The sequence below is a fragment of the Rahnella sp. RcJ3 genome (assembly GCF_009498575.1).
Classification (GTDB): Bacteria; Pseudomonadota; Gammaproteobacteria; order Enterobacterales; family Enterobacteriaceae; genus Rahnella; species Rahnella aceris.
Genome location: NZ_QSNX01000008.1, coordinates 231,190 through 254,124, shown reverse-complemented (window position 1 = coordinate 254,124; position 22,935 = coordinate 231,190). Strand labels below are relative to the sequence as shown.

Here is a 22,935-nt window from a genome sequence, read left to right as displayed (position 1 = left end):
GTCCATGATGAGCATGAACCCTTTTTACACGAGCCACCGGATCGGTCAACTGATCCTTAAACGATCGGCATTACGCCCTGAGCGTCCGTTTTGCTTTCCCTCATCAGGTATTAACGACTGACTTCACAGCGGCTGACCATCCGCCAGTTACGTGGCAACTCGCGTACTTCACCCGCCAGAATCACCTTTCCTGTTGCATGAATATCGGCGCTTGAAGAGCCCACCTGAACTTCAACAGAACCCGGTTCGACGATGCGCTTACCGGCGTGACTGGTGAAATTCAGCATATCGGTCGGAATGCTGAAACTGAGCGTCGCAGTTTGTCCGGCATCCAGTTCAACGCGTTCAAAGGCTTTGAGTTCCTGCATCGGGCGTACCAGTGATGCCACACAGTCACGCAGATAAACCTGCACCACCTCGCTGCCCGCCTGATTTCCGGTATTGGTGACTTTGATTTGTACTGCAATATCGCCATTTTCGATGGCGACCGGTTGCTGATTGAGTTGCAGGTCGTGATAGCGGAACGTGGTGCCGCTCAGTCCGTAGCCAAACGGGTATTTTGCGCCAAAGTGGAAGGCGATCGGCGTGCCGCCACTTTTCAGTTTGTGATTGTAGTAATACGGCATCGCACCGGCGCTTTTCGGTACGGAAACCACCAGCCGCCCGGACGGAGCCTGTTTGCCACTGATAATGTCGCTGATGGCGCGTCCCCCTTCCTGTCCGGGTGCAAATGCCATCAGGTATCCGGCGACTTTTTCTTCCAGCCCGCCAAGGGAATACGGACGACCGCCGGTCATTATCACAATGGTCGGTTTGCCGGTTGCGATCACGGCTTCCAGCAACTGCTGCTGAACGCCCGGCAGTTGCAGGCTGTCTGTATCAGAGCCTTCGCCGACAGTACCGCTCTGGAATAAACCGGCCAGATCGCCGACAAACACCAGCGCGACGTCACTTTCCTGCGCCAGTTTTACGGCCTGCGGGATCAGCGCGGTACTTCGTGATACCGGCGAGTTTTGCATGGGTGTTGCGGCATCGCCGGGGAAGACCGGCGCGCTCGCTGTGCGTTTTTCAAGAATATGGCAACCTTTGGTATAACGGATATTTTGCTCGCCGTAGGCGTCACGCAAGGCCTGTAACGGCGTGGTGATCTGTTCCGTCTGCGCTTCCATTTCGCTGATGATCAGATGCACCGGGAAACTGTAACCGCTGAGCAACGCCAGAGGATCATCTGCCGTCGGGCCGATCACCGCGATTTTTTGGCCGGATGTGGGTTTCAGCGGCAGGATGCCATTATTTTCCAGCAGAGTGATTGAGCGGACCGCGGCTTTCCAGGCCAGTTCCCGCGTGGCAGGTTGCTGAAGCTGCGGCTCAGGCTCAATGGCGTAAGGCTGTTCAAACAGGCCAAGGCGAAATTTTTCAGTCAGCACGCGTGCGACAATTTCGTCAATTTTCGCCATATCAATCAGGCCACGCGAAACGGCATCCGCCAGATGTTGTGCGCAGTCACCTTTCGGTAATTCAATATCCAGACCCGCATTGAACGACAGCGCGGCGGATTCGGCATCGTCATGGCTGACACCGTGATGCTGATGCAGCAGGCTGACACCACCGTAATCGGCAACAATCAGACCGTCGAACCCCCATTGTTCACGCAAGATTTCGGTCAGCAGGAAGTGATCGCTGTGGCAAGGCTGACCATCAATGTCGTGATATGCAGGCATCACCGAACCGGCATTCGCCAGCTTCACCGCCATCTCAAACGGCAGCAGGAAAGTGTCATTCAGCTCGCGAAAACCAAGATGAACCGGCGCATGGTTGCGCGCGCCTTCGCTGAAAGAGTGCCCGACATAATGTTTCAGCGTGGCCAGCAGGTCCCGCGCTTCGCCCTGTAATCCGCGCACGTAAGCGGTCGCCATCACGCCGACCAGATACGGGTCTTCACCAAAGGTTTCTTCGGTACGTCCCCAGCGCACATCGCGCGACACATCCAGAACCGGTGCCAGCCCCTGATGACAACCAACGCTTTGTGCTTCCTGACGGATAGCACCTGCAATTTGCTCCATCAGTTGCGGATCCCACGTTGAGGCGTAGCTCAGGGACGAGGGAAACAGTGTGGCGTCTTTGCACAATAAGCCGACCAGACATTCTTCGTGGAACATCGCCGGAATACCCAGCCGGGTGTCTTCTACCAGCGTTTTTTGCAGCCGGTTCAGCGCCTGTACGCCTTCTGCCGGGCTGACCACGTGCGTGCCGAGCGGACGGGTGATTTGCCCGGCGCCAGATGCCAGTTGCTGTTCCAGCGCCTGACTCTGTTTGTGACCGGAAAAATCATCGCTCAGATCGGTACGTTCTTTGTGATTGCCGTTGCTGTCGAGGATCAGCCAGAACGCATGCATCTGCGCGAATTTTTCCTCCGGCGTCATGCGTGCCAGAAGATCGGCGACGCGGCTGGCAACGGGCTGTGAAGCATCCTGATAAAGATAAGTCATCTTACATCTCCTTGATTAATCAAAGGGCGTGAACCGCTGAGCACGGGGTCATCGTCGCCCCCGAAAGAACGTCGCGTTGCGAGGGATAAGGCGATAGTTTGCATGGTGCGGCTGTTGAGTTTGTAGGTAAAAAGCAGCGCGGCCATCAGCAGGAATAACGCACAGGGCACCAGTGTGAACAGTGAATTGATGGTCAACATCACCGAAGCACTTTGCGTGGCGCCGTTCGGCAGGTAACCGACCATACCAAGCACCCAGCCGACGATGGCACCGCCCAGTGCCAGCCCGAATTTGATGGCAAACAGCGCAGTGGAGAATACCAGCCCGTCAAGCCGGCGGCCGGTGCGGGATTCTTCGTGATCCACAACGTCGGAGAACATCGTCCATTGCAGCGGCGTGGTCAGGTTTTGGATAAAACTGAACACAAGATTGAGGGCGAAAATAAGACTGACGGAAGGGGAGGGAATAAAGAAAATCGCTGCATTACACACCACAAAAGTCAGAATTGTCCATTGATAGGATTTAATCCGGTCGAATTTACCCAGTATTTTCTCAGACAATAGTGCACCAAATAACGAGGCGATCATGCCAAAAACAATAAAATTAAAAATCAGGTCCGGGCGGCCTAGCACATATTTCACATAATACATGGTGGCGGAACCACGGATAACGACGGCACATAATAGTAAGATATTAAAAATAAAAACAATGCGCCATTGTGAGTTATTCCACAGTAATTTCAGGTCGCTCAGCATTGAACCGGAGGTGTCATTGCGCGGTTGATAACGCTCACGCGTCAGTGCGAAACAACAGAAAAATAATACGATACCGAGCAAACCCATCAGGCTCATGGCATAGAAATAGCCTTTCTGCGGGTTACCTGCGCCGAGTTTTGCCACCAGCGGCAGGGCGATCACTGTCACCACCAGCCCCCCGACAAATGACAGTCCGAAGCGCCACGACTGCAGCGAATGGCGTTCGCGCGGGTCGAGTGTTAACGCCCCCGGCATGGCACAATACGGCACATTGATAGCGGAATACACCAGGCTGAGTAATGTATAAGTGACTGCTGCATAAATAATTTTACCGGTCGGTGATATGTCTGGTACATAAAATGTGATCAGGCAACAGACCCCAAACGGTATTGCAAACCACAGCAGCCACGGACGGAATTTTCCATAGCGTGTTGTGGTGCGATCAACCAGCGCACCGATGCAGGGATCTACGCAGGCATCCACGGCGCGTACCACTAAAAATAGTGTGCCCATGATCGCGGCGGGTAAACCAAAAACATCCGTGTAGAAATAAGCGAGAAATAAAGTCGCAGTTTGCCAGACCAGCGCACTGGCCATATCGCCGAGTCCGTAGCCAATCTTATCTTTTACTGAAAGAACCGGAGTGATCACCATTATTTGTTACCTGCTTTCTGTAAGGAGAGATAACCGACGGAAAATAATTCATGTCTTTAACGGAAAAAAAGATAAACAGCCTGGGAAGTAAAATGGTGCCAAAAGTATTGTGAATAGAACTCAGGTAAACAATTGAGGAAATGAATATGCAATTTACGTTTTTTGATTTTGTTTTTTATTTGTGAACGGGATCAAACTGACGGCGGTGTTTGCTTCATCGGCGCGTGGATCCGGACTGGCAAAGGCCCGCGTTGAGCGGGATGCCATCTCCGGTGAATGGGCTGAGACAGGGTTTTTATCACTCTTCCCGCCAGCGGAAATAACCGGTCACCGCTTTTAATGCGGCGGGTAACTGGCGGTGGCCGGGGTAATAGAGAAAGAATCCGGGAAAGGTGACCGACCAGTCTTCAAGCACCCGGATCAGCTTACCTTCCGCCACCAGCGCATCATGTTCAGCACTCTGCGCGCTGTACACCAGCCCGATTCCATCGAGCGCAATGCGGGTCATCATGCTGACGCTGTCGACCACCAGCGGCCCGCTGACGGGCACGGTAATCTGTCGCCCATTTTTTTCGAACTCCCAGCGGTACAGCGAACCGCTGGCAATTTCCCGACGCCCAATGCAGGCATGGTTTTTCAAATCGGCAGGCGTTTGTGGTTGCGGGCAGCGGGCGAAATAATCCGGCGAACCGTACACCGCAGAGTGAAAATCGGCGGTCAGGCGTACCGCACTCATGTCCTGCTGAACATCGCCCCGGATGCGTACGCCTGCATCAAACCCCTCACTGATGATGTCCACGAAACCGTCATTGGTGGCAAGTTCCAGCGTGATATCCGGGAACGTCTGACAAAATTTGGGCAACTGCGGCAGGAAAACCATGTCAGCAGCGATGCGTGGCGTATTAATACGCACCGTGCCTTTGGGTATCCCCCTCAAAGCGTTCACTTTCTCCATCGCATCAGAGATGACTGATAATGCCGGCACCACTTCCGCCAGCAATGCGTAACCCGCTTCGGTGGGCGATACCTGCCGCGTTGTGCGGTTCAGCAATCTGATGCCCAGACGCTCTTCCAGCGAACGTAAGGAATGGCTCAGCGTTGAAGCGGTTAAATTTAGCCGCGCCGCGGCTTTGCGGAAACTCTTCTCTTCCGCTACGGCGACAAATGCTCTCAGTTCTCCGAATTCGTGGGTGCGCATCAGTTTCCTATTGATGAATAAAAGCCAGTAAAGCATGCGATATAACATGGCTTATTCACAATAATCAATGCGCTTATAGTCAGGCCTCGGTTTGGAAAATTCATCAACGGAGAAAAATATGTCGCAAACATTACGGTTACAGGGGCGGGTTGCGCTGGTCACGGGCGGTGGCTCAGGCATCGGGCGGGCAGCCGCACTGGCGTTTTCACGCGATGGTGCGAAAGTCGTGGTGGCAGGAAGACGGGAAACGGCGCTCCAGGAAACGGTGATGATGATCCGTGAACGGGGCGGTGATGCCCTGGCGGTGCCGACCGATGTGTCAGACAGCGCACAGGTCCGGCATCTTATTGCCGCGACGCTGGCGCATTACGGGCGACTGGACGCCGCGTTTAATAATGCGGGTGTGGAAGGTTTTGCGCCAGTCAGTGACATGACAGAAGCGGAATTTGACCGGGTGATTGCCACCAATCTGAAAGGCGTCTGGCTGTCAGTGAAATATCAGCTGGAAGCCATGACCGCCGCAGGGCGTGGCGGTGCGATTGTGAATACCTCTTCCTGGCTGGCGCACGGAGCCAGTATTGGCTCTGCTGCGTATTCCGCCAGCAAAGGAGGGCTTGACGCGATGATCCGCGCTATAGCGCTGGAAACCGGTGCGCAGAATATCCGCATCAATAACGTTAATCCCGGCATTATCGATACCCCGATGGCGCGGCGGATGGGCGCAAATGAAGAAACGCTGATCCCTTTTGTACGCCTGACACCCGCAGGGCGCGTGGGCGAACCGGCAGATGTCGCGGATGTTGTGGCGTGGTTGTGCAGTGATGAAGCGCGATTTGTGACCGGTCAGAATCTGCTGGTCGATGGCGGATTTACGGTGGCGGGGCTGCGTTAGTCAGGACAAAAAAGACCGAGGCTCAGGGACGGGCGTCAGTCTGCACAAAGTCTGAAGCCGATCACAGTTTCATCATCCGGCGAATATTACGACTTGTTTCTGTTTCCGATTCGCCCGAGAATCCGTTTCAGAAAGCAGGATTGTTACTGTCTGACAGGCAAAACCTAAACTTCTCGTTTCTTCGTGTATGACGAAGAGACCGGACGTTTAGGTTTTTTTTTGGCCTGAATTCAGGGGCAGGCCGCCCCTTTGAAATACAACGGCAATGTCGTGCACGACGCCCTTACTCTGATGAGATGACACTATGGAATACAGAACATTAGCCGACGAAATTCTCCGCGGAGTGGGCGGAAAAGACAACGTCAACAGTGTGGTGCATTGTGCCACCCGTTTACGCTTCAAGCTAAAAGATACCCGCAAAGCCGATGCTGCCGGGCTGAAAGAAAATCCGGGCGTGATCATGGTGGTCGAGAGCGGCGGTCAGTTTCAGGTGGTGATTGGCAATCACGTCGGTGCCGTCTATGAAGCGCTGGTGAAAGGCAGCGCGCTTTCAGACGGCAGCGATGACGACAGGGGTGATAACGGCAGTGTGTTTGCCCGTGCGATAGATGTCATCTCCGGCATTTTCACGCCGTTTATCGGCATTATGGCGGCATCGGGGATCCTCAAAGGTTTTCTGGCACTGGCGCTGGCCTGTGGCTGGATGGTGCCGGAAAGCGGTACCTATAAAGTCTGGTTCGCCGCCAGCGACGCTATGTTTTATTTCTTCCCGCTGGTGATCGGTTATACCGCCGGTAAAAAATTCGGCGGTAATCCGTTTGTGACCATGATGATTGGCGGCGCGATGGTGCACCCGCTGATGATCGCCGCATTTGATGTGCAGCAGTCCGGCGCGCACAGCGAGCATTTCTTAGGCATCCCGCTGGTCTTTATCAATTATACCTCTTCGGTCATTCCGGTGATTCTGGCCGCGTGGGCATCGAGCTGGCTGGAAAAGCAGTCGATGAAAATTTTACCCGGCGCGCTGCGTAACTTCATCACACCGCTGATCTGCCTGATGGTGATTGTGCCGCTGACATTCCTGGTTATCGGGCCGGTCGCGACCTGGGCCAGTCAGCAACTGGCCCATGGCTACCAGTTTGTTTATCACGTCAGCCCGATGGTCGCCGGTGCCTTTATGGGCGCACTGTGGCAGGTCTGTGTGATCTTCGGTCTGCACTGGGGGCTGGTGCCGTTGATGATCAACAACTTCAGCGTGCTCGGCCATGACACCATGCTGCCGCTGTTACTGCCTGCGGTGATGGGACAGGTTGGTGCGGTCGCGGGTGTGATGCTGCGGACCAAAGATGTCCGTACCCGAGCATTGTCAGGGTCGGCGATCAGCGCCGGGATTTTCGGTATCACGGAACCGGCGGTGTATGGCATCACCCTGCCGCATCGGCGTCCTTTTATTTTCGGCTGCGTCGGCGGTGCGCTCGGCGCTGCGGTGCTCGGTTACTTCCAGACCACGGCGTATTCCTTCGGTTTCCCCAGTGTCTTCACGTTTACCCAGATTATTCCGCCCACTGGTTTTGATAAAACAGTGACCGCCGGGATTGCCGGCACCCTGATTGCGCTGTTGTTTGCCGCACTGGCGACTTATTTCTTCGGTGTAAAACAAGAAGCGGTCGCGCCGGAAGTCAGCGAAAAGGCTCAGGCCGATGCGTTACAGGCGCCGCGCGGCAAAACGCTGATCGCCAGCCCGATGAGCGGACCGTGTATCGCACTCGATACAGTGAAAGATCCGACATTCGCCAGCGGCCTGCTGGGTAAAGGTGTGGCCATTGTGCCTGTCGCCGGAAGGGTGGTCTCACCGGTAGACGGCACGGTGGTTTCACTGTTCAAAACCCATCACGCCATCGGAATTGAATCGGCAGACGGCGCAGAAATTCTGATCCACGTCGGCATCGATACGGTGAAGCTCGACGGCAAATTCTTTACGCCACACGTTGACGTCGATGCGGTGGTGAAGCAGGGCGATTTGTTGCTGGAATTCGACGTGCAGGGGATCACGGATGCCGGTTACGACCTGACAACGCCGGTGCTGGTCACCAACAGCGACGATTATCTCGACGTCATTCCGGCCGGTGTCGGACAGGACGCCAGCGAACAAACCCTTTTACTGACTTTATTACGCTAACGAACAGAGCCAGGAGGTTCATATGAACAAGCCATTTCCAAACGGATTTTTATGGGGCGGAGCCGTTGCCGCTAATCAGGTTGAAGGGGCTTACCTGACCGACGGTAAAGGCTTATCCACATCGGATCTGCAACCGCAGGGTGTTTTCGGCCCGGTGCAGGAACGCACGGAAGGGGATTTCGGCGTGAAAGATGTCGCCATCGATTTCTACCACCGTTATCCGCAAGATATGAAATTGTTCGCTGAAATGGGTTTTACCGTATTGCGTACCTCAATCGCCTGGACGCGTATCTTCCCTCAGGGGGATGAATCGCAGCCGAACGAAGCGGGGCTGGCATTCTACGACCGACTGTTTGATGAGATGGCAAAATACGGTATTACACCGCTGGTGACGCTTTCCCATTACGAAATGCCGTACGGCATCGTAAAAAAACACGGTGGCTGGGGCAGCCGCGATACCATCGGTTTCTTTGAAAATTACGCCCGCACGGTGTTCACCCGTTATAAAGATAAAGTCAAACACTGGCTGACCTTTAACGAAATCAATATGTCGCTGCATGCGCCGTTTACCGGCGTCGGATTGCCGGAAGACAGCAGCAAACAGGACATCTATCAGGCCATTCACCATCAGCTGGTTGCCAGTGCCAAAGCGGTAAAAGCCTGTCACGAGATCATTCCTGACGGCAAAATCGGCAATATGCTGCTTGGCGGAATGCTGTATCCGCTGACCTGCAAACCGGCCGATATGATGGAAACCTTGCAGCAGAACCGCGACTGGTTATTCTTCGGCGATGTTCAGGTGCGTGGCGCGTATCCGGCTTATATGCCGCGTTTCTTTAAAGACCGCGGCATGGAAATTAATATTACTTCTGAAGATAAAGCCGCGTTGAAAGAAACCGTCGACTTTATCTCATTCAGTTATTACATGACCGGTTGTGTCACCACGGATGAAGAACAAAATATTAAAGCGCGTGCCAATATATTAAATATGGTGCCGAACCCGCATCTGCAAAGTTCCGAATGGGGATGGCAGATTGACCCGGAAGGGTTGCGCTTCTTAATGAATGAGCTTTATGACCGTTATCAGAAACCGCTATTTATTGTGGAAAACGGTTTGGGTGCGCGGGATAAAGTCGAAGCTGACGGCAGCATTAATGATGATTACCGTATTCAGTACATCAATGACCATCTGGTTCAGGTGCGTGAAGCCATTGAAGACGGCGTGGAAGTGATGGGTTACACCAGCTGGGGACCGATTGATCTGGTCAGCGCCTCGAAAGCGGAATTCTCCAAGCGTTATGGTTATATCTATGTAGACCGCGACGATCAGGGCAATGGCACGCTGGAGCGCCGCCGTAAGAAAAGTTTCTTCTGGTATCAGGAAGTGATTAATTCAAACGGTGCGTCATTAACATCCTGATCTGATCCGGTCTGAAGGGACTTAAGGCCATCGTCACGTTTTGAGGGCAAAATTTACGTCTGACTGAGGATCGGATCTGGTAAAATCATCAGGCAGATCCCAAGACTGCGGCAGACAAAACCTGATCATCCATACGGACGATCAGGTTTTTCTTTTCAGGGAGTTACAATGAAAATCGCCAAAATACTCAATAATAATGTGGTGGTTGTCGTCAGCGGGCAGCAACGCGAACAGGTGGTGATGGGGCGCGGGCTGGCATTTATGAAGAAAGCCGGGGATGAGCTGGATGAAAGCAAAATCGAGAAAATTTTTGCCCTGCAGAATGACGAACTGGTCGCGCATCTGACGGAGTTGCTGTCGCATATTCCGATGGAAGTGATGACCACCTGTGATCAGATTATTTCGCTGGCGCGGGGACGGCTGGGGAAATTGCAGGAAAACCTGTATATCGCACTCACCGATCACTGCAATTTTGCCATCGAACGGCAGAAGAAGGGCGTGCCGGTCAGCAATGCCTTGCTGTGGGAAACCCGCCGTCTGTACCCGAAGGAATATGCCCTCGGGCTGGAAGCGCTGGAGATCATCGATTCGCGCCTCGGCGTGCGATTGCCGGTGGATGAAGCCGGTTTTATTGCCCTGCATCTGGTCAATGCGCAGCTTAACGGCGAAATGCCGGAAGTGGCGCAGATTACCCGCGTGATGCAGGAAATCCTCAATCTGGTGAAATACCAGCTGCGTATTGAATACGACGAGGAGTCGCTGAGCTACCAGCGCTTCGTCACCCATCTTAAATTCTTCGCCCAGCGGATGCTCAGCCGCACGGTGGTGGCCGACGATGACATGACCCTGCACGTGGCGGTAAAAGAAAATTACCCACAGGCGTGGCTGTGCGCGGAAAAAATCGGCGATTATCTGGCCGCGCAATATCAGCGCGAACTGACCACGGAAGAAATTATGTATCTCTCCATTAATATCGAACGGGTGAGAAAAGAGTGTCTGCCGAAAGAATCGTCCTGAGCGCACGCAAGCGCAAAATTTGCTGCGCGAAATATGACTGTTCACAATTTTTAATGACGGTTTTTTTTGCCACGGTTAGTGAGAACAGGTAGCATCCTTCGCCGTTATTGCACCAAAACAGTTCCGGCTAAAAAAACTACAGTGGGTAAACCCCATAAACGGCGAGGCTTGCAATCGTTTGCTTGCAGCACCCGGCGTCAGGTGAAGGTTATTTTGGAGAACAACTCATAATGAAGTCTCATAAAAAAACGGCAGAGGCGAAGCACGCGGCTAAACGGCGCTGGCTGGACTCTCACGATCATGGTTATCACAAGAGTATGGGCAACCGTCAGGTTCAGATGATTGCCATTGGTGGTTCTATCGGTACCGGTCTGTTTCTCGGCGCGGGTGCGCGTTTACAGATGGCGGGTCCGGCGCTGGCTATCGTGTATGCGGTGTGTGGTATTTTCTCATTCTTTATCCTGCGTGCACTGGGCGAACTGGTTTTACACCGTCCGACCAGTGGCAGCTTCGTATCCTATGCCCGTGAATTCCTGGGTGAAAAAGCGTCTTACGTAGCAGGCTGGATGTACTTCCTGAACTGGGCGATGACCGGCATTGTCGATATCACCGCAGTGGCTCTGTACATGCACTACTGGGGAACCTTCGGTGATGTTCCGCAATGGATGTTTGCGTTGGGCGCACTGGCGATAGTGGCAACCATGAACATGATCGGCGTGAAGTGGTTCGCTGAGATGGAATTCTGGTTTGCGCTGATCAAAGTGGCGGCGATTGCTATCTTCCTGGTGGTTGGCGTGGTGTTCCTCGGCACCGGCAAACAACTGGACGGTAACACCACCGGTCTGCATCTGATCACCGACAACGGCGGTATTTTCCCGCACGGTTTGTTACCGGCGCTGGTTCTGGTGCAGGGCGTGGTCTTTGCCTTTGCGGCCATTGAGCTGGTCGGTACGGCGGCGGGCGAAACCAAAGATCCTGAGAAAGTGCTGCCGAAAGCCATTAACAGCGTTATCTGGCGTATCGCTTTGTTCTACGTCGGCTCCGTGGTGTTACTGGTGCTGTTGCTGCCGTGGAATGCCTATCAGGCGGGCCAAAGTCCGTTTGTCACCTTCTTCAGCAAGCTGGGCGTGCCTTACATCGGTGCCATCATGAATATCGTGGTTCTGACCGCAGCGCTGTCGAGCCTCAACTCCGGCTTGTATTCCACCGGTCGTATTCTGCGTTCCCTGTCGATGGGCGGTTCAGCACCGAAATTCATGTCGAAGATGAGTGCGCAGCAGGTGCCGTACGCCGGTATTCTGGTCACTGTCGGCATTTATGTGATCGGTGTAGTGCTCAACTATTACGTGCCTTCGCAGGTGTTTGAGATTGTCCTGAACGTCGCCTCACTCGGCATCCTCAGTTCATGGGCTTTCATCATTGTCTGTCAGATGAAACTGCGTACTGCGATCAAAGAAGGTCGTGCGAAAGACGTTTCCTTCAAAATGCCGTGGGCACCGGTGACCTCGTGGCTGACGCTGGCCTTCCTGGCGGGCGTTCTGATCCTGATGGCGTTTGACTACCCGAACGGCACCTACACGGTGGCGACCATTCCGGTGCTGATCATTCTGCTGGTACTGGGCTGGATGGGTCTGCGCAAACGTGCTGCTGAAGTGCATGCCGAACAGGCTGCGCAGGAAGAAGCACATCAGGAAAGTATTGAAGCGAAGTAATTCGTTTCGCAGATTCCAGCAAAGGGCTGCCGTCATGGCGGCCCTTTTTCATTCCTGCCCGTAAAAAATCTGAAACAGCCACAATGTCTCTTTCCTTTGACTAGGCTTATTCTTTTATGAGGAGAGGCAAACCTATGTTGAAGATTGTTTTACAAATATTTTCCAGCCCGGAAAAGTTCCTCGGACTGTTCAGCGCCGCAGACATGGAAAATACGCTGGAAGAGGGCGAGCGTATTCTGATTGATGAAAACGGGACGGCATCAGTCAATCCGGCTAATCAGGAGATGCAGCAAGACTTTGCCCGCCACGTCAAACGCATGAGCGTGCTGTAATGGCGACAGCCGTTTTCATGGTGTTAATGGTCTGCGGCTACTGGTATACCACCCGCGACATTTCATCGCGCTTCAAACTTAAACGCACCTTTGGCTGGGACGTCTATTTTCTGGTGGCGCTGTATGGCTGTATTTTTGTCCTGCAGGGTGTACTGGTCATAGCACTGCTATATCTGGCGCTGTGGGGGATTTCCGGTGTCATCAACTGGCTGCCCGCCTTGCCGCATTTACATCAGGATGTGCACTACCAGCGTGATTTCATCAACTGGAGTTTCTTAGGCATTCAGGCACCGGTGGTGATTATGCTTGCCGTCTCCGTGATGCTGTGTCTGGTCCGCACTACCTGGTCACCGGGCTTACGCCTTAATACTGCCGGACGCAGAGAGTTGTACAAACAACTTACCCGCGCCAACGGCGTGGAAGGACTGTTGTATCAGTGTATGGAAGAGGGCGATATGGTATTCATCACCCTGCAGTCGCGGCGTGTTTATATCGGCATGGTGCATACCGCAAGGTGTGAAACAAGTTCGTCGGACAATGTGGTCGTGATCCCGATGGTCAGCGGTTATCGCGATAAAGACACACTGGAGCTGCGCGTTGAGCATAATTATGCCCGCTATTATCAGGAACATGGCATCACGCCGGTGTCAGATCCGGTGAGCGCGCTGAAGTTTCGTAAGGTGATTTTACTGAGCCAGATAGAAACGCTGTCGCTGTTTGACCCGTCAAGTGCCTGTGCGTTCGAGAAGCTTATTCCGCTGGTTGAAGAAGAAATGGCCCGGAAAATTGGTGAGAAGGACGCCTGAAATAAGGCGTCCTGCATGCATTACACGATAGTGAAGCTGAAATCACTCAGACCTTCGATGCCGCCGGTGATCACATCACCGCGCACTACCGGACCCACACCTGCTGGCGTACCGGTATAGATCAGATCACCGGGCTTGAGTTCAACCGCCTGAGAGAGATAGCTGATGACGTCCGCTACCTGCCAGATCTGGTCGCTCAAATCACCGCGCTGACGTTTTTCACCGTTCACATCGAGCCAGATTTTACCGGCAGCCGGATGACCTGTCTGACTCACGGGTTGCAGCGGATTCGCCGGTGCGGAATCATCAAACCCTTTGGCGAAATCCCACGGACGTCCCAGTTTCTTGGCCTGCGCCTGAATATCACGACGGGTTAAATCTACGCCCACGGTATAACCCCAGACGTGTGACAGTGCGTCTTCAGCGGCAATATCTTTACCGCCTCTGGCAATCGCAACGACCAGTTCTACTTCATAATGCAGATCGTCGGTCAGCGTCGGGTACGGCACATTGCCGCTGGCGGGAACCACGGCATCCGCCGGTTTGCCAAAAAAGAAAGGCGGTTCGCGGTCAGGATCATGACCCATCTCACGGGCGTGCTCGGAATAGTTACGGCCAACACAATACACGCGGCGCAACGGAAAGCGGGCGCTCTGGCCTTCGACGGCGAGAGACGGAACTTCGGGTGCAGCAATTACATATTCAGTCATCGTATTCACTTCACAAAGTTATCGAATTAACATATTTGCAAAGCGAATCAACATTGACCAGTAAATTTATGTTACTGGTCAATGTGTCACTGTCAGGCCTTGTAACGCGGTGCGGCGTGAGCCTGCAGGAAGTTCGGTACCATTGCACTGCGCAGGGCATCAAATTCATCCCACTGTTTTTCGTCCTGCAATGGTGGAATGGTGATTTTTTCTTTGCGGTCAAAGCCCAGCAAGGCGGCATCCACCAGTTCACCCACTTCCATTACACCCGGCACTTCATCGATATTTTTGCCCGAACGTTCCCAGATTTCTGTACGCGTTGCGGCAGGTAATACGGCCTGAACGTACAGACCGCGCTCGGCCATTTCAAATTGCAGCGTCTGGCTGAAAGTCAGCACAAAGGCTTTGGTGGCGGAATACACCGCAGATTGCAGTTCTGGCGTCAGCGCCATTACCGAGGCGATATTAATAATCGCCCCGTCTTTATGCTTGATCAGACCGTCGAAGGCCACGCGGGAAAGGCGGGCAACGGAGGTAACGTTCAGGGTGATCAGATTCCCGATGGCATCCGCATCGCTGTTTTCAAAACCGGCTTTCAGCGAAGCCCCGGCGTTATTGATCAGCAGGGAAATCTGCGGTGTTGCACGGATAAAATCTTCTACCCGTGCCAGATCTTCGCTGCGGGTTAAGTCAGCGGGTAACACGGTGATTTTTACGCCGGTTTCATCCTGCAGGCGTTCAGCCAGTGTTTTCAGGCGCGTTGCATCACGGGCAACCAGCACTAAATCATAACCGCGTTTCGCCAGACGGTCGGCGTAAGTGGCCCCGATGCCGCTTGATGCGCCGGTGATTAAGGCCACGGACTGAGTGCGAATTGTATCTGACATAGTAGAACCTCGGTGTTGGATAGGGTGGTTTAATAATAAAACCAGGTGATTTTTAGCACTGGTGGTTTTATAATGCAACCAGATTTTTTAAACCGCATTGAGCAGGAAGTGCCATGAAACGAACCCGTCTGGAAAACACGCCTTGTCCGGCTGGCCGTGCGCTGGATTTAATCGGCGACTGGTGGACGTTGCTGATTGTCCGCGATGCGATGTACGGCCTCTCACGATTCAGTGAATTTCAGCGCAGTCTGGGGGCGGCGAAGAACATTCTCAGTTCCCGCCTGAAAGCGCTGGTTGCCGAAGGCATTATGAAGATTGAACCGGCGGCAGATGGTTCGGCGTATCAGGATTACGTGCTGACGGAAAAAGGGCTGGCGCTGCAACCGGTGCTGGTCGCGCTGGGGCAGTGGGGAAGTGAATATTTGTTTGAAGCTGGCGAAGCCTGCACGCAACTGGTAGATATCGAAAATCGCCAGCCGCTGCGTAAGCTGGAAATCCATGCGCAGGACGGGCGGGTGCTCGAAAGCCGGGATATAAAGGCGATTATTCCTGAATCTTGATCGAGAATTCGGTCGACTCCCTCCCCTGCGAAGGGGGGGTTGGGGTGGGGTATTAAAGTTAAATCAATAAGTTGAAGTTTACTTAAACGAGGTGTCAGCCCTTAAAACCCCCTCCCGGCCTCCCCCTTCGCAGGGGGAGGAGCAAGGCAAAATCACGGCTTATGGGAGCAAAAAAACATTACCGCGCAATCCTCTCGTGCCAGTATTTGGTGAATTCCTCTTCGCCGTTCAGGCTGACCACCATATCGCCGCTGACGATAAAGTGCGTCAGGTCGCTGCGTAGTTCGAGGGTGATTTCTGCTTCCATCCACCAGCCTTCACGTCCCATCTTCATAGTCTGCGTCAGCAGATAGCGCGCGGATAACGGATCACTGTTACTGACCGTCAGCTCGCGCCGCAGATTGTGATCGACCGTCGTGTCGATATCATCGAAGCGGTAAACGCCTTCACCGAAAACGCCACCCACGCCGTTGGTCACGCTGGTCCAGCTGTCGGTGAGGAAATCGTAAGTGATGTTGCGATCCACGCGCCCTGGCGACAGCACAGTTTGCGGTGTCAGCGGCGCGCTTTGTGGCTCAGCAATCGGGCCGTCGATGGATACCGGCTGTTCGCACACCGGCAGGCTGAGCTGCGCGCTGTGCAAATCCAGCGTCAACGTGGCGACCTCTGCCATCGGCCAGATCATCGGCCAGAAGGTGGTCGCCAGCGAGAGTCGCATCCGGTGACCGGTGGCAAAGCGGTGCGCGATACCATCCAGTTGTACCGGTACTTTGACTTTCTGACCGGGGATAAGCGGCACAGATTGATCATGGCCGTGCAGATGCGACAGATTCAGCCAGCCGTGCGTGACACGGTTTACCGAACCGTCCGGTGCAACGTCAGAAAGCCGGACGTACAACATCGCAGCCGGTTTATCGCTGCTCAGTTCGACGCTAAATTCCGGGAAGCCAAAAATGGTCAGCGGCTCGGCCAGCGGTTCGCCATCAAAGATTTCTGCCATGCCGTCATCGACACGCTGATCCGGCGGCATTTCGCCGGGCACACCGGCCCCCATCCATTCACCGGCCATCAGACCGTGATTCTGCGGTGAACAGATATTGATAACGCCTGCATCAACATCCGGCTGAGTATTGAGCTGGCCTCGTGTGAGCCAGCGCGGGATGTGATTGATATTGCTGGCGGTGCCGCGATCAAATCCCACCCATTCACCACGGCTGACCGGACGCATCGCCGAGGGCGGCTGGCTGTCCTGCAACCAGGTCTGGATCATCGGGCCTGCCATCGCGCCGTTGTCTTCGCCTTTCAGCCAGTGATCCCACCAGCGTACCGCTTCCTGCAGGAAACCGATCGCCGGTTCCGGTGTGCCGTCCTGCGGATAGATATGCGCCCACGGACCGAGAATGGCGCGGCGTGGCACTTTCAGATTGTCCATCAGGCGGAACACTGCATTGCTGTAGGCATCCGCCCAGCCGCCGATGGCCATCACCGGACACTGAATGGCGGACCAGTCTTCGCACACCGAACCATGCTGCCAGTATGCGTCGCGCAGCGGATGTTCCATCCACAATGCCGGGAAGAATGGCATGTTTTCCAGACGGTTCAGCCAGTCTTTGTACCACCTTTCTCCGACCAGTGCGGGGTCGGAAGGTCGGCTCTGGTACGCCAGCATGATGCCGCCCCACCAGAGATTGTCATTAAGCAGGCAGCCGCCTTTGTAGTGAATATCGTCGCGGTAACGGTCGTCAGTTGAACACACGGTGATGATGGCTTTCAGGGCGGCAGGGCGGCGGGCGGCGACCTGCAGGCTGTTAAAGCCGCCCCAGGATTTCCCCATCATACCGACGTTGCCGCTGCACCAGGGTTGTTCGGTGATCCACTCAATCACCTCCAGCGCATCGTCCTGTTCCTGCAACAGATATTCATCCGCCAGCAATCCGTCGGATTCGCCGCTGCCGCGCATATCCACGCGCACCACGGCGTAGCCGTTACCGGCGAAAAAGCCGTGCATCGGTTCGTCGCGGGTGCGGGTGCCGTCGCGTTTGCGGTAAGGAATGTATTCGAGAATGGCCGGAACCGGCTGGTGTTCAGCGTCATCCGGCAGCCACAGGCGGGCAGCGAGACGTGTGCCGTCACTCAGCGGGATCCACAGATGTTCAGTCACGGTGACGGCGTGAGGGAATTCAGTCACGATGCGTTTGGTGCTCATAAGACTCCTGTCGAAGAAATGGCTGCCGCAGGAAGCGCCGTGCCGCGCAGGGCGAGAACCTCGTCCAGCCAGCTGGTGCGCATTTCCGGTACGGAGGTCAGCAGTTTTTCAGTGTAGCTGTGCATTGGCGCGCTGAAGACCACGTCGGTATCGCCGCTGGCGACCACCTGACCCTGATACATCACCGCCACCTGATGGGCGATCCGTTTTACCGTGCCCAGATCATGCGTGATAAACAGATACGACAGCCCGAGCTGTTGCTGTAAGCGGCGCAGCAGATTCAACACTTCTTCCGCTACCAGCGGATCGAGCGCCGACGTGGCTTCATCGCAGATAATCAGTTCCGGCTGTGCGGCCAGTGCGCGGGCGATACAGACGCGCTGCTTCTGCCCGCCGGAAAACTCGCCGGGACGACGGTCGATCAGTTTAAGCGGCAGTTCAGTCAGGCGGAGTAACTCTTCCACGCGCTCGCGCACCTGTTTTTTGTTCATCCCAAAGTAGAAGGTCAGAGGACGGCCAATGATATCCAGCAGCGTCTGACGCGGATTCAGCGCCACGTCAGGCAGCTGATAAATCATCTGCATGCGGCGCAGCGTTTCTTTATTGCGCTGGTGAAAATTGTGCGAAAGCGCAATGCCGTCGAAATCTACCGTGCCTTCGGTGTCGGGTAGCAATCCGACCAGCGCCCGCGCCAGCGTACTTTTACCGCTGCCGGATTCGCCAATAATCGCCAGCGTTTTGCCACGCGGTAGTTGCAGGCTGACGTCGTGTACCACCCGTTTACCATTGTAGCCGGTGCTCAGTTTTCGCAGGGTCAGCAGCGGCTGACCGGCAGATTCATGACCATCGGCCAGCGGTGTTAGTGCGTGTTCACGCTCTGCCACCAGACGCCGCGTATATTCCTGCTGCGGGTTTTCCAGAATGGTTTGCGTACTGCCGGTTTCCACCTCTTTGCCGTGGCGCAGCACCATAATGCGGTCGGCAAGTTGTGCGACAACGGCCAGATCGTGGGTGATATACAGCGCGGCGGTGTTGAATTCACGCACCAGTTTGCGCAGCATCACCAGCACTTCAATTTGCGTGGTGACGTCCAGCGCGGTGGTCGGTTCATCCATGATCAGCAAATCAGGTTTACAGGACATCGCCATCGCAGCCATTGCGCGCTGAAGCTGGCCGCCGGAAAGCTGATGCGGATAGCGTTTGCCGATGTTTTCCGGATCCGGCAAATCCAGTGAGCGGAACAGTGAAATTGCCCACTGGCGGCTTTCTTCTTTGTTCATCAGACCGTGGCGGATCGGGCCTTCGCAGACCTGTTTTTCGATGGTCAGCGCCGGATTAAATGACGCCGCCGCGCTTTGCGCCACATACGCCACGCGCCTGCCGCGCCATTCGCGCTTTACGCTGGAAGGCTGAGAAACGATATCGGTGCCATCCAGGAAAACTTCGCCACCGGCAATGCGGCAGCCCTGACGCGCGTAGCCTAACGCTGCCAGCCCGATGGTAGACTTGCCCGCACCGGATTCACCAATCAGACCGAGCACTTCACCCGCCGCCAGTTTCAGGGAAATATCCTGCACCAGCGGCGAACCGTCGAGGGTTTCTATGCGCAGCCCGCGCATTTCTAAAATTGTGCGTGTCATGCTTCATCTCCGTGCGGCAGACTATTCCGCGCCAGCAGCCAGTCGACCACCAGATTGACCCCAATCGTCAGCAGGGCAATCGCCGCTGCCGGATACAACGGCGCGAACTGACCAAAGTTAATCGCCTGCGCGTTGTCGCGCACCATGCTGCCCCAGTCGGCATATGGCGGCTGAATGCCCAGACCTAAGAAACTTAAGCCCGCAATAAACAGGAAGGTAAAGCAGAAGCGCATCCCGAATTCCGCCAGCAGCGGCGGCAGGGCGTTGGGCAGAATTTCTTTGAACAGCACCCAGCGCAACCCTTCGCCACGAAGACGCGCAGCTTCGACGTATTCCTGACAAACAATCGCCTGCGCCACCAGCCGTGCCAGACGGAACACGCGGGTGGCGTCGAGCAGGGCGATGGTCAGCACCAGTACGGGAATGGACGTGCCCATCACCGACAATACGATCAGCGCGAAAATCAGCACCGGAATCGACATCACGGTATCGACGATACGTGACAGCACCACATCCACCCATTTGCCGTAAATTGCCGCCGTAAATCCGGTGATAATGCCGATGATAAAAGAACTGAAAGTGATGGTCAGCGCGATGGCAATGGTGGTGCGTGCGCCAAACAGAATGCGGGAAAGCATATCGCGCCCGAGACTGTCAGTGCCAAACGGCGTGGCGGCGGAAGGCAGCAGCCAGATGTCGCCGACCTGTTCGGTTTCGCTGTGCGGGGCGAGCCATGGCGCAAAAATAGCTGCCAGCAGGTTCACCGCAATAATCACAATCCCTATCCAGGCCGACAGCGGGATGTTAATGAAATATCGGTTCATGTGTCCCCCTTTTAGCGCGCATGGCGCAGGCGTGGATTGCACCAGATCGCCAGTAAGTCGGCGGTGGTGTTGAGGAAAATGTAAGTGCCGCCAAACAGCAGGCCACAGGCCTGAACCACCGGCAGGTCGCGCTTGGTTACCGCATCCACCATGTATTGCCCGATGCCCGGATAGACAAACACCACTTCCACCAGGATCACACCGACCACCAGATAGGCCAGATTGAATGCCACCACGTTGATGATCGGTGCAAGGGCGTTTGGCAGCGCGTGCGCGACCACGATGCGCCAGCGCGGAATGCCTTTAAGCACCGCGCTTTCAATATATGGGCTGGCCATCACCGCAGTGACTGAGGCGCGCGTCATGCGCAGCATGTGTGCCAGCACCACCAGCGTCAGGGTGAGCATCGGCAGGGTGCAGACGTAAAGGCGGTCGATGAACGACGAACTGCTGTCGACCATTGCCAGACTCGGGAACCAGGTCAGACGAATGGCGAAGGCGATCACCAGAATGTAGCCGACAAAAAACTCCGGCACCGAAATGCTGATGAGCGTCAGGGTATTTGCCAGCCGGTCAAAAACGGAACCGCGCCAGATGGCTGATGCGATCCCCAAACCGACAGCCAGCGGAATAGCGATCACCGCGGCATACCCGGCGAGGAACAAGGTGTTCGCCAGACGCGGCAGCAGTTCGTCGCTGATGGCGCGACCGTTCGCCAGCGAATGCCCTAAGTCGCCGTGCATAATACCCTCCAGCCAGTGCAGATAGCGCAGCACAGACGGTTCATCCAGCCCGAGTTGCAGGCGCAACGCGGCAACGGTTTCAGGCGTGGCGCTCTGGCCTAAAATGGCCGTCGCGACGTCGCCGGGCAGCATTTCCGTGCCGATAAAAATCAGCACAGAAACCAGCCACAGCGTGATAATGCCTAAAAGGATCCGCTGTAAAATCCGTTTTTTCATCATGCCTCCAGCCAGACGCGCTCGGCCAGACGACCACCCATGAAGTTGAACATCGGATGTGGCCTGATACCGCCGACTTTTTTGCTGGCTGCATCAAGATAATCGCCAAACAGCGGGATCATTGCACCGCCGTCGTCGCGCACGATACTTTGCAGTTCACCATAGATTTCAGCGCGTTTGCCTTCATCAAGCAGGGAACGGGCCTGCAACAGCAGGGCATCAAACTTCTCATCTTTCCAGTGGGTGTCGTTCCATTTGGCAGTCGACTGATACGCGGTGGAGAACATCTGGTCAGCCGTCGGACGTCCGCCCCAGTAACCCATGCTGAACGGGGCTTTCATCCATACATCGTCCCAGTAGCTGTCGGCGGGCTGGCGTTTGATGTTGACCTGAATGCCGCCTTTTTGTGCTTGCCCCTGGAACAGGGCGGCGGCGTCGAGCGCACCGGCAAAAGCGGCGTCAGAGGAGGACAGTTCGATGTTGAGATCCGTCAGACCGGCTTTTTTCAGGTAGAACTTCGATTTGTCCGGATCGTAAACGCGCTGTTCCAGGCTGTGATTGAAGAAGCGGTCTGTCTTCGGGATCGGATGGTCGTTGCCCAGCGAACCGTAGCCGCGCAGCACGGTATCGAGGATTTTCTGACGGTCGATGCCGTGTTTAATTGCCATGCGCACATCGTTGTTGTTGTACGGTGCGACGCTGCAATCCATCAGGAAGGTGAAATGCTGACCGCCGGATGAACGCACAATGTTCAGTGCCGGGCTGCGTTTAAGGAAATCGACGGTTTTGAAATCGACACGGTTAATCGCGTGAACCTGGCCGGAAATCAGGGCATTGGTGCGGGCGGTCGGGTCGTTGATGACCAGCACTTCCACGGCATCAACAAAGGCGCGATCCGGCTTCCAGTAGTTCGGGTTGCGTTTGAACAGCGATCGCACGCCCGGTTCGTACTGATCAAAGATAAAACCGCCGGTACCGATCGGATGCGACCAGTCGGTAAAGCCGTTGGGTACCACCACCAGATGGTAATCCGCCAGCAGATACGGCAGGTCGGCGTTGCCACTTTCAAGCGTGATCAGGATCTGGTTGTCGCCCTGTTTGGTCAGACCGGTAATCGGGGCCAGTTGAGTTTTGATGGCGCTTTTGGATTTGTCGCCGCGATGCAGGTTGATGGAATAAAGAATGTCATCTGCATCCAGGTTTTTACCATTATGGAAGGTGACGCCATCACGAACGGTAAACACCCACTCGGTGGCACCGGGTTTGGCTTCCCAGGCGGAGAACAATTCAGGCGTGGCTTTGTTATTTTCATCAATTTCAATCAGGCCGTTCATCAGCATATATGCCTGATTTAATGGCACCCAGTCGCTGAATAATGTCGGGTCCAGCGTATCACTGGTATTTCCCCCTGACATACCCAGTTTTAATATGCCGCCTTTTTTCGGCTCAGCAGCAAAAGCAGAGAATGGTGAAAAGCCCATAGCACTGGTAATACCCACAGCGGAAACGCTGGTAATAAAGCCGCGACGGCTAAGTTGTGCATCCTGCATTAATTTCGTCAAAGGGGAATTATTATCTTTCATTAATTATCTCCATAGTACGTGCTGGAATTTTATAGGTGCAGGCGAAATACCCCGGGTGTTTCTAAATTGGCGCAATGGATTGCCTTGATGATTTATATCAAAACCCCCTGTT

General features: G+C 54.8%; 18 protein-coding genes. 8 read left to right on the top strand and 10 right to left on the bottom strand.

Translation table 11 applies throughout. The features are described 5' to 3' along the window. Nucleotides 1–110: 110 nt before the first annotated feature. The 3 genes from DXU84_RS13020 to DXU84_RS13010 form a co-directional block, all read right to left on the bottom strand. Complete coding sequence (locus DXU84_RS13020; RefSeq protein WP_153375926.1) at nt 111–2,489, bottom strand: glycoside hydrolase family 3 N-terminal domain-containing protein; 2,379 nt, start codon at nt 2,487–2,489, stop codon at nt 111–113. Beyond that, entirely contained in the window at nt 2,486–3,898 is a 1,413-nt protein-coding gene (locus tag DXU84_RS13015) for an MFS transporter (protein WP_015689678.1), read from the bottom strand. Before DXU84_RS13015 ends, DXU84_RS13020 begins: the two co-directional genes overlap by 4 nt. Before the next feature lie 298 nt (nt 3,899–4,196). Continuing rightward, the gene (locus DXU84_RS13010; RefSeq protein ID WP_153375924.1) at nt 4,197–5,096 is read right to left on the bottom strand and encodes a LysR family transcriptional regulator; all 900 of its coding nucleotides are present in this window, start codon (nt 5,094–5,096) and stop codon (nt 4,197–4,199) included. A gap of 118 nt (nt 5,097–5,214) precedes the next feature. Here DXU84_RS13010 and DXU84_RS13005 point away from each other — a divergent pair, with 118 nt between their 5' ends. The 7 genes from DXU84_RS13005 to DXU84_RS12975 all read left to right on the top strand — a co-directional run bounded on the left by DXU84_RS13005 (nt 5,215) and on the right by DXU84_RS12975 (nt 13,454). Beyond that, a complete protein-coding gene (locus DXU84_RS13005) occupies nt 5,215–5,988 on the top strand; it encodes an SDR family NAD(P)-dependent oxidoreductase (RefSeq protein ID WP_013575043.1) in 774 nt (257 codons plus the stop codon). Between the two features lie 304 nt (nt 5,989–6,292). Beyond that, nucleotides 6,293–8,167 carry a PTS beta-glucoside transporter subunit IIABC gene (bglF, locus tag DXU84_RS13000; protein ID WP_153375922.1) on the top strand — a complete coding sequence of 625 codons (1,875 nt, stop codon included), beginning with the start codon at nt 6,293–6,295 and terminating at the stop codon, nt 8,165–8,167. Nucleotides 8,168–8,189: 22 nt separating this feature from the next. Further along, complete coding sequence (locus tag DXU84_RS12995; RefSeq protein WP_015689682.1) at nt 8,190–9,587, top strand: glycoside hydrolase family 1 protein; 1,398 nt, start codon at nt 8,190–8,192, stop codon at nt 9,585–9,587. 168 nt (nt 9,588–9,755) lie between these two features. Next, on the top strand, nt 9,756–10,604 hold the full coding sequence (gene bglG / locus DXU84_RS12990; protein WP_015689683.1) for a transcriptional antiterminator BglG: 849 nt from the start codon (nt 9,756–9,758) through the stop codon (nt 10,602–10,604). 230 nt (nt 10,605–10,834) lie between these two features. After that, a complete protein-coding gene (ansP, locus tag DXU84_RS12985) occupies nt 10,835–12,316 on the top strand; it encodes an L-asparagine permease (protein WP_153375920.1) in 1,482 nt (493 codons plus the stop codon). Between the two features lie 134 nt (nt 12,317–12,450). Next, on the top strand, nt 12,451–12,648 hold the full coding sequence (locus tag DXU84_RS12980) for a hypothetical protein (RefSeq protein WP_013575048.1): 198 nt from the start codon (nt 12,451–12,453) through the stop codon (nt 12,646–12,648). Next, nucleotides 12,648–13,454: a hypothetical protein gene (locus DXU84_RS12975; protein ID WP_015689685.1), complete on the top strand. Its 807-nt coding sequence runs from the start codon at nt 12,648–12,650 to the stop codon at nt 13,452–13,454. The genes DXU84_RS12980 and DXU84_RS12975 overlap by 1 nt, the downstream gene beginning before the upstream one ends. A gap of 20 nt (nt 13,455–13,474) precedes the next feature. On the opposite strand, the gene DXU84_RS12970 is transcribed toward DXU84_RS12975, so the two are convergent. After that, on the bottom strand, nt 13,475–14,164 hold the full coding sequence (locus DXU84_RS12970; RefSeq protein WP_013575050.1) for a fumarylacetoacetate hydrolase family protein: 690 nt from the start codon (nt 14,162–14,164) through the stop codon (nt 13,475–13,477). Between the two features lie 92 nt (nt 14,165–14,256). Next, complete coding sequence (locus DXU84_RS12965; protein WP_037034883.1) at nt 14,257–15,051, bottom strand: SDR family oxidoreductase; 795 nt, start codon at nt 15,049–15,051, stop codon at nt 14,257–14,259. Nucleotides 15,052–15,164: 113 nt separating this feature from the next. On the opposite strand from DXU84_RS12965, the gene DXU84_RS12960 reads away from it, so the two are divergent. Next, nucleotides 15,165–15,611, top strand: a complete 447-nt coding sequence (locus DXU84_RS12960; protein ID WP_013575052.1) for a helix-turn-helix domain-containing protein — start codon at nt 15,165–15,167, stop codon at nt 15,609–15,611. 178 nt (nt 15,612–15,789) lie between these two features. Here the strand turns inward: DXU84_RS12960 and DXU84_RS12955 are convergent, their stop codons facing one another. The 5 genes from DXU84_RS12955 to DXU84_RS12935 are packed head-to-tail and all read right to left on the bottom strand — an operon-like array spanning nt 15,790 to nt 22,823. Next, on the bottom strand, nt 15,790–17,817 hold the full coding sequence (locus tag DXU84_RS12955; protein WP_013575053.1) for a CocE/NonD family hydrolase: 2,028 nt from the start codon (nt 17,815–17,817) through the stop codon (nt 15,790–15,792). Continuing rightward, a complete protein-coding gene (locus DXU84_RS12950; protein WP_153375918.1) occupies nt 17,814–19,457 on the bottom strand; it encodes an ABC transporter ATP-binding protein in 1,644 nt (547 codons plus the stop codon). Before DXU84_RS12950 ends, DXU84_RS12955 begins: the two co-directional genes overlap by 4 nt. After that, nucleotides 19,454–20,281 carry an ABC transporter permease gene (locus tag DXU84_RS12945; RefSeq protein ID WP_013575055.1) on the bottom strand — a complete coding sequence of 276 codons (828 nt, stop codon included), beginning with the start codon at nt 20,279–20,281 and terminating at the stop codon, nt 19,454–19,456. The genes DXU84_RS12950 and DXU84_RS12945 overlap by 4 nt, the downstream gene beginning before the upstream one ends. Nucleotides 20,282–20,292: 11 nt before the next feature. Then, on the bottom strand, nt 20,293–21,240 hold the full coding sequence (locus tag DXU84_RS12940; RefSeq protein ID WP_153375916.1) for an ABC transporter permease: 948 nt from the start codon (nt 21,238–21,240) through the stop codon (nt 20,293–20,295). Next, nucleotides 21,240–22,823: an ABC transporter substrate-binding protein gene (locus tag DXU84_RS12935; RefSeq protein WP_153375914.1), complete on the bottom strand. Its 1,584-nt coding sequence runs from the start codon at nt 22,821–22,823 to the stop codon at nt 21,240–21,242. Before DXU84_RS12935 ends, DXU84_RS12940 begins: the two co-directional genes overlap by 1 nt. Between the last annotated feature and the right edge of the window lie 112 nt (nt 22,824–22,935).

Coding starts and splice junctions, on each gene's coding strand:
- DXU84_RS12980 (WP_013575048.1), top strand. CDS start 12,451: ATGTTGAAGATTGTTTTACAAATATTTTCCAGCCCGGAAAAGTTCCTC.
- DXU84_RS12945 (WP_013575055.1), bottom strand. CDS start 20,281: ATGAACCGATATTTCATTAACATCCCGCTGTCGGCCTGGATAGGGATT.
- DXU84_RS12995 (WP_015689682.1), top strand. CDS start 8,190: ATGAACAAGCCATTTCCAAACGGATTTTTATGGGGCGGAGCCGTTGCC.
- DXU84_RS12965 (WP_037034883.1), bottom strand. CDS start 15,051: ATGTCAGATACAATTCGCACTCAGTCCGTGGCCTTAATCACCGGCGCA.
- bglF (WP_153375922.1), top strand. CDS start 6,293: ATGGAATACAGAACATTAGCCGACGAAATTCTCCGCGGAGTGGGCGGA.
- DXU84_RS13005 (WP_013575043.1), top strand. CDS start 5,215: ATGTCGCAAACATTACGGTTACAGGGGCGGGTTGCGCTGGTCACGGGC.
- DXU84_RS13010 (WP_153375924.1), bottom strand. CDS start 5,096: ATGCGCACCCACGAATTCGGAGAACTGAGAGCATTTGTCGCCGTAGCG.
- DXU84_RS13015 (WP_015689678.1), bottom strand. CDS start 3,898: ATGGTGATCACTCCGGTTCTTTCAGTAAAAGATAAGATTGGCTACGGA.
- DXU84_RS12955 (WP_013575053.1), bottom strand. CDS start 17,817: ATGAGCACCAAACGCATCGTGACTGAATTCCCTCACGCCGTCACCGTG.
- DXU84_RS13020 (WP_153375926.1), bottom strand. CDS start 2,489: ATGACTTATCTTTATCAGGATGCTTCACAGCCCGTTGCCAGCCGCGTC.
- DXU84_RS12960 (WP_013575052.1), top strand. CDS start 15,165: ATGAAACGAACCCGTCTGGAAAACACGCCTTGTCCGGCTGGCCGTGCG.
- DXU84_RS12970 (WP_013575050.1), bottom strand. CDS start 14,164: ATGACTGAATATGTAATTGCTGCACCCGAAGTTCCGTCTCTCGCCGTC.
- bglG (WP_015689683.1), top strand. CDS start 9,756: ATGAAAATCGCCAAAATACTCAATAATAATGTGGTGGTTGTCGTCAGC.
- DXU84_RS12935 (WP_153375914.1), bottom strand. CDS start 22,823: ATGAAAGATAATAATTCCCCTTTGACGAAATTAATGCAGGATGCACAA.
- DXU84_RS12940 (WP_153375916.1), bottom strand. CDS start 21,240: ATGAAAAAACGGATTTTACAGCGGATCCTTTTAGGCATTATCACGCTG.
- ansP (WP_153375920.1), top strand. CDS start 10,835: ATGAAGTCTCATAAAAAAACGGCAGAGGCGAAGCACGCGGCTAAACGG.
- DXU84_RS12975 (WP_015689685.1), top strand. CDS start 12,648: ATGGCGACAGCCGTTTTCATGGTGTTAATGGTCTGCGGCTACTGGTAT.
- DXU84_RS12950 (WP_153375918.1), bottom strand. CDS start 19,457: ATGACACGCACAATTTTAGAAATGCGCGGGCTGCGCATAGAAACCCTC.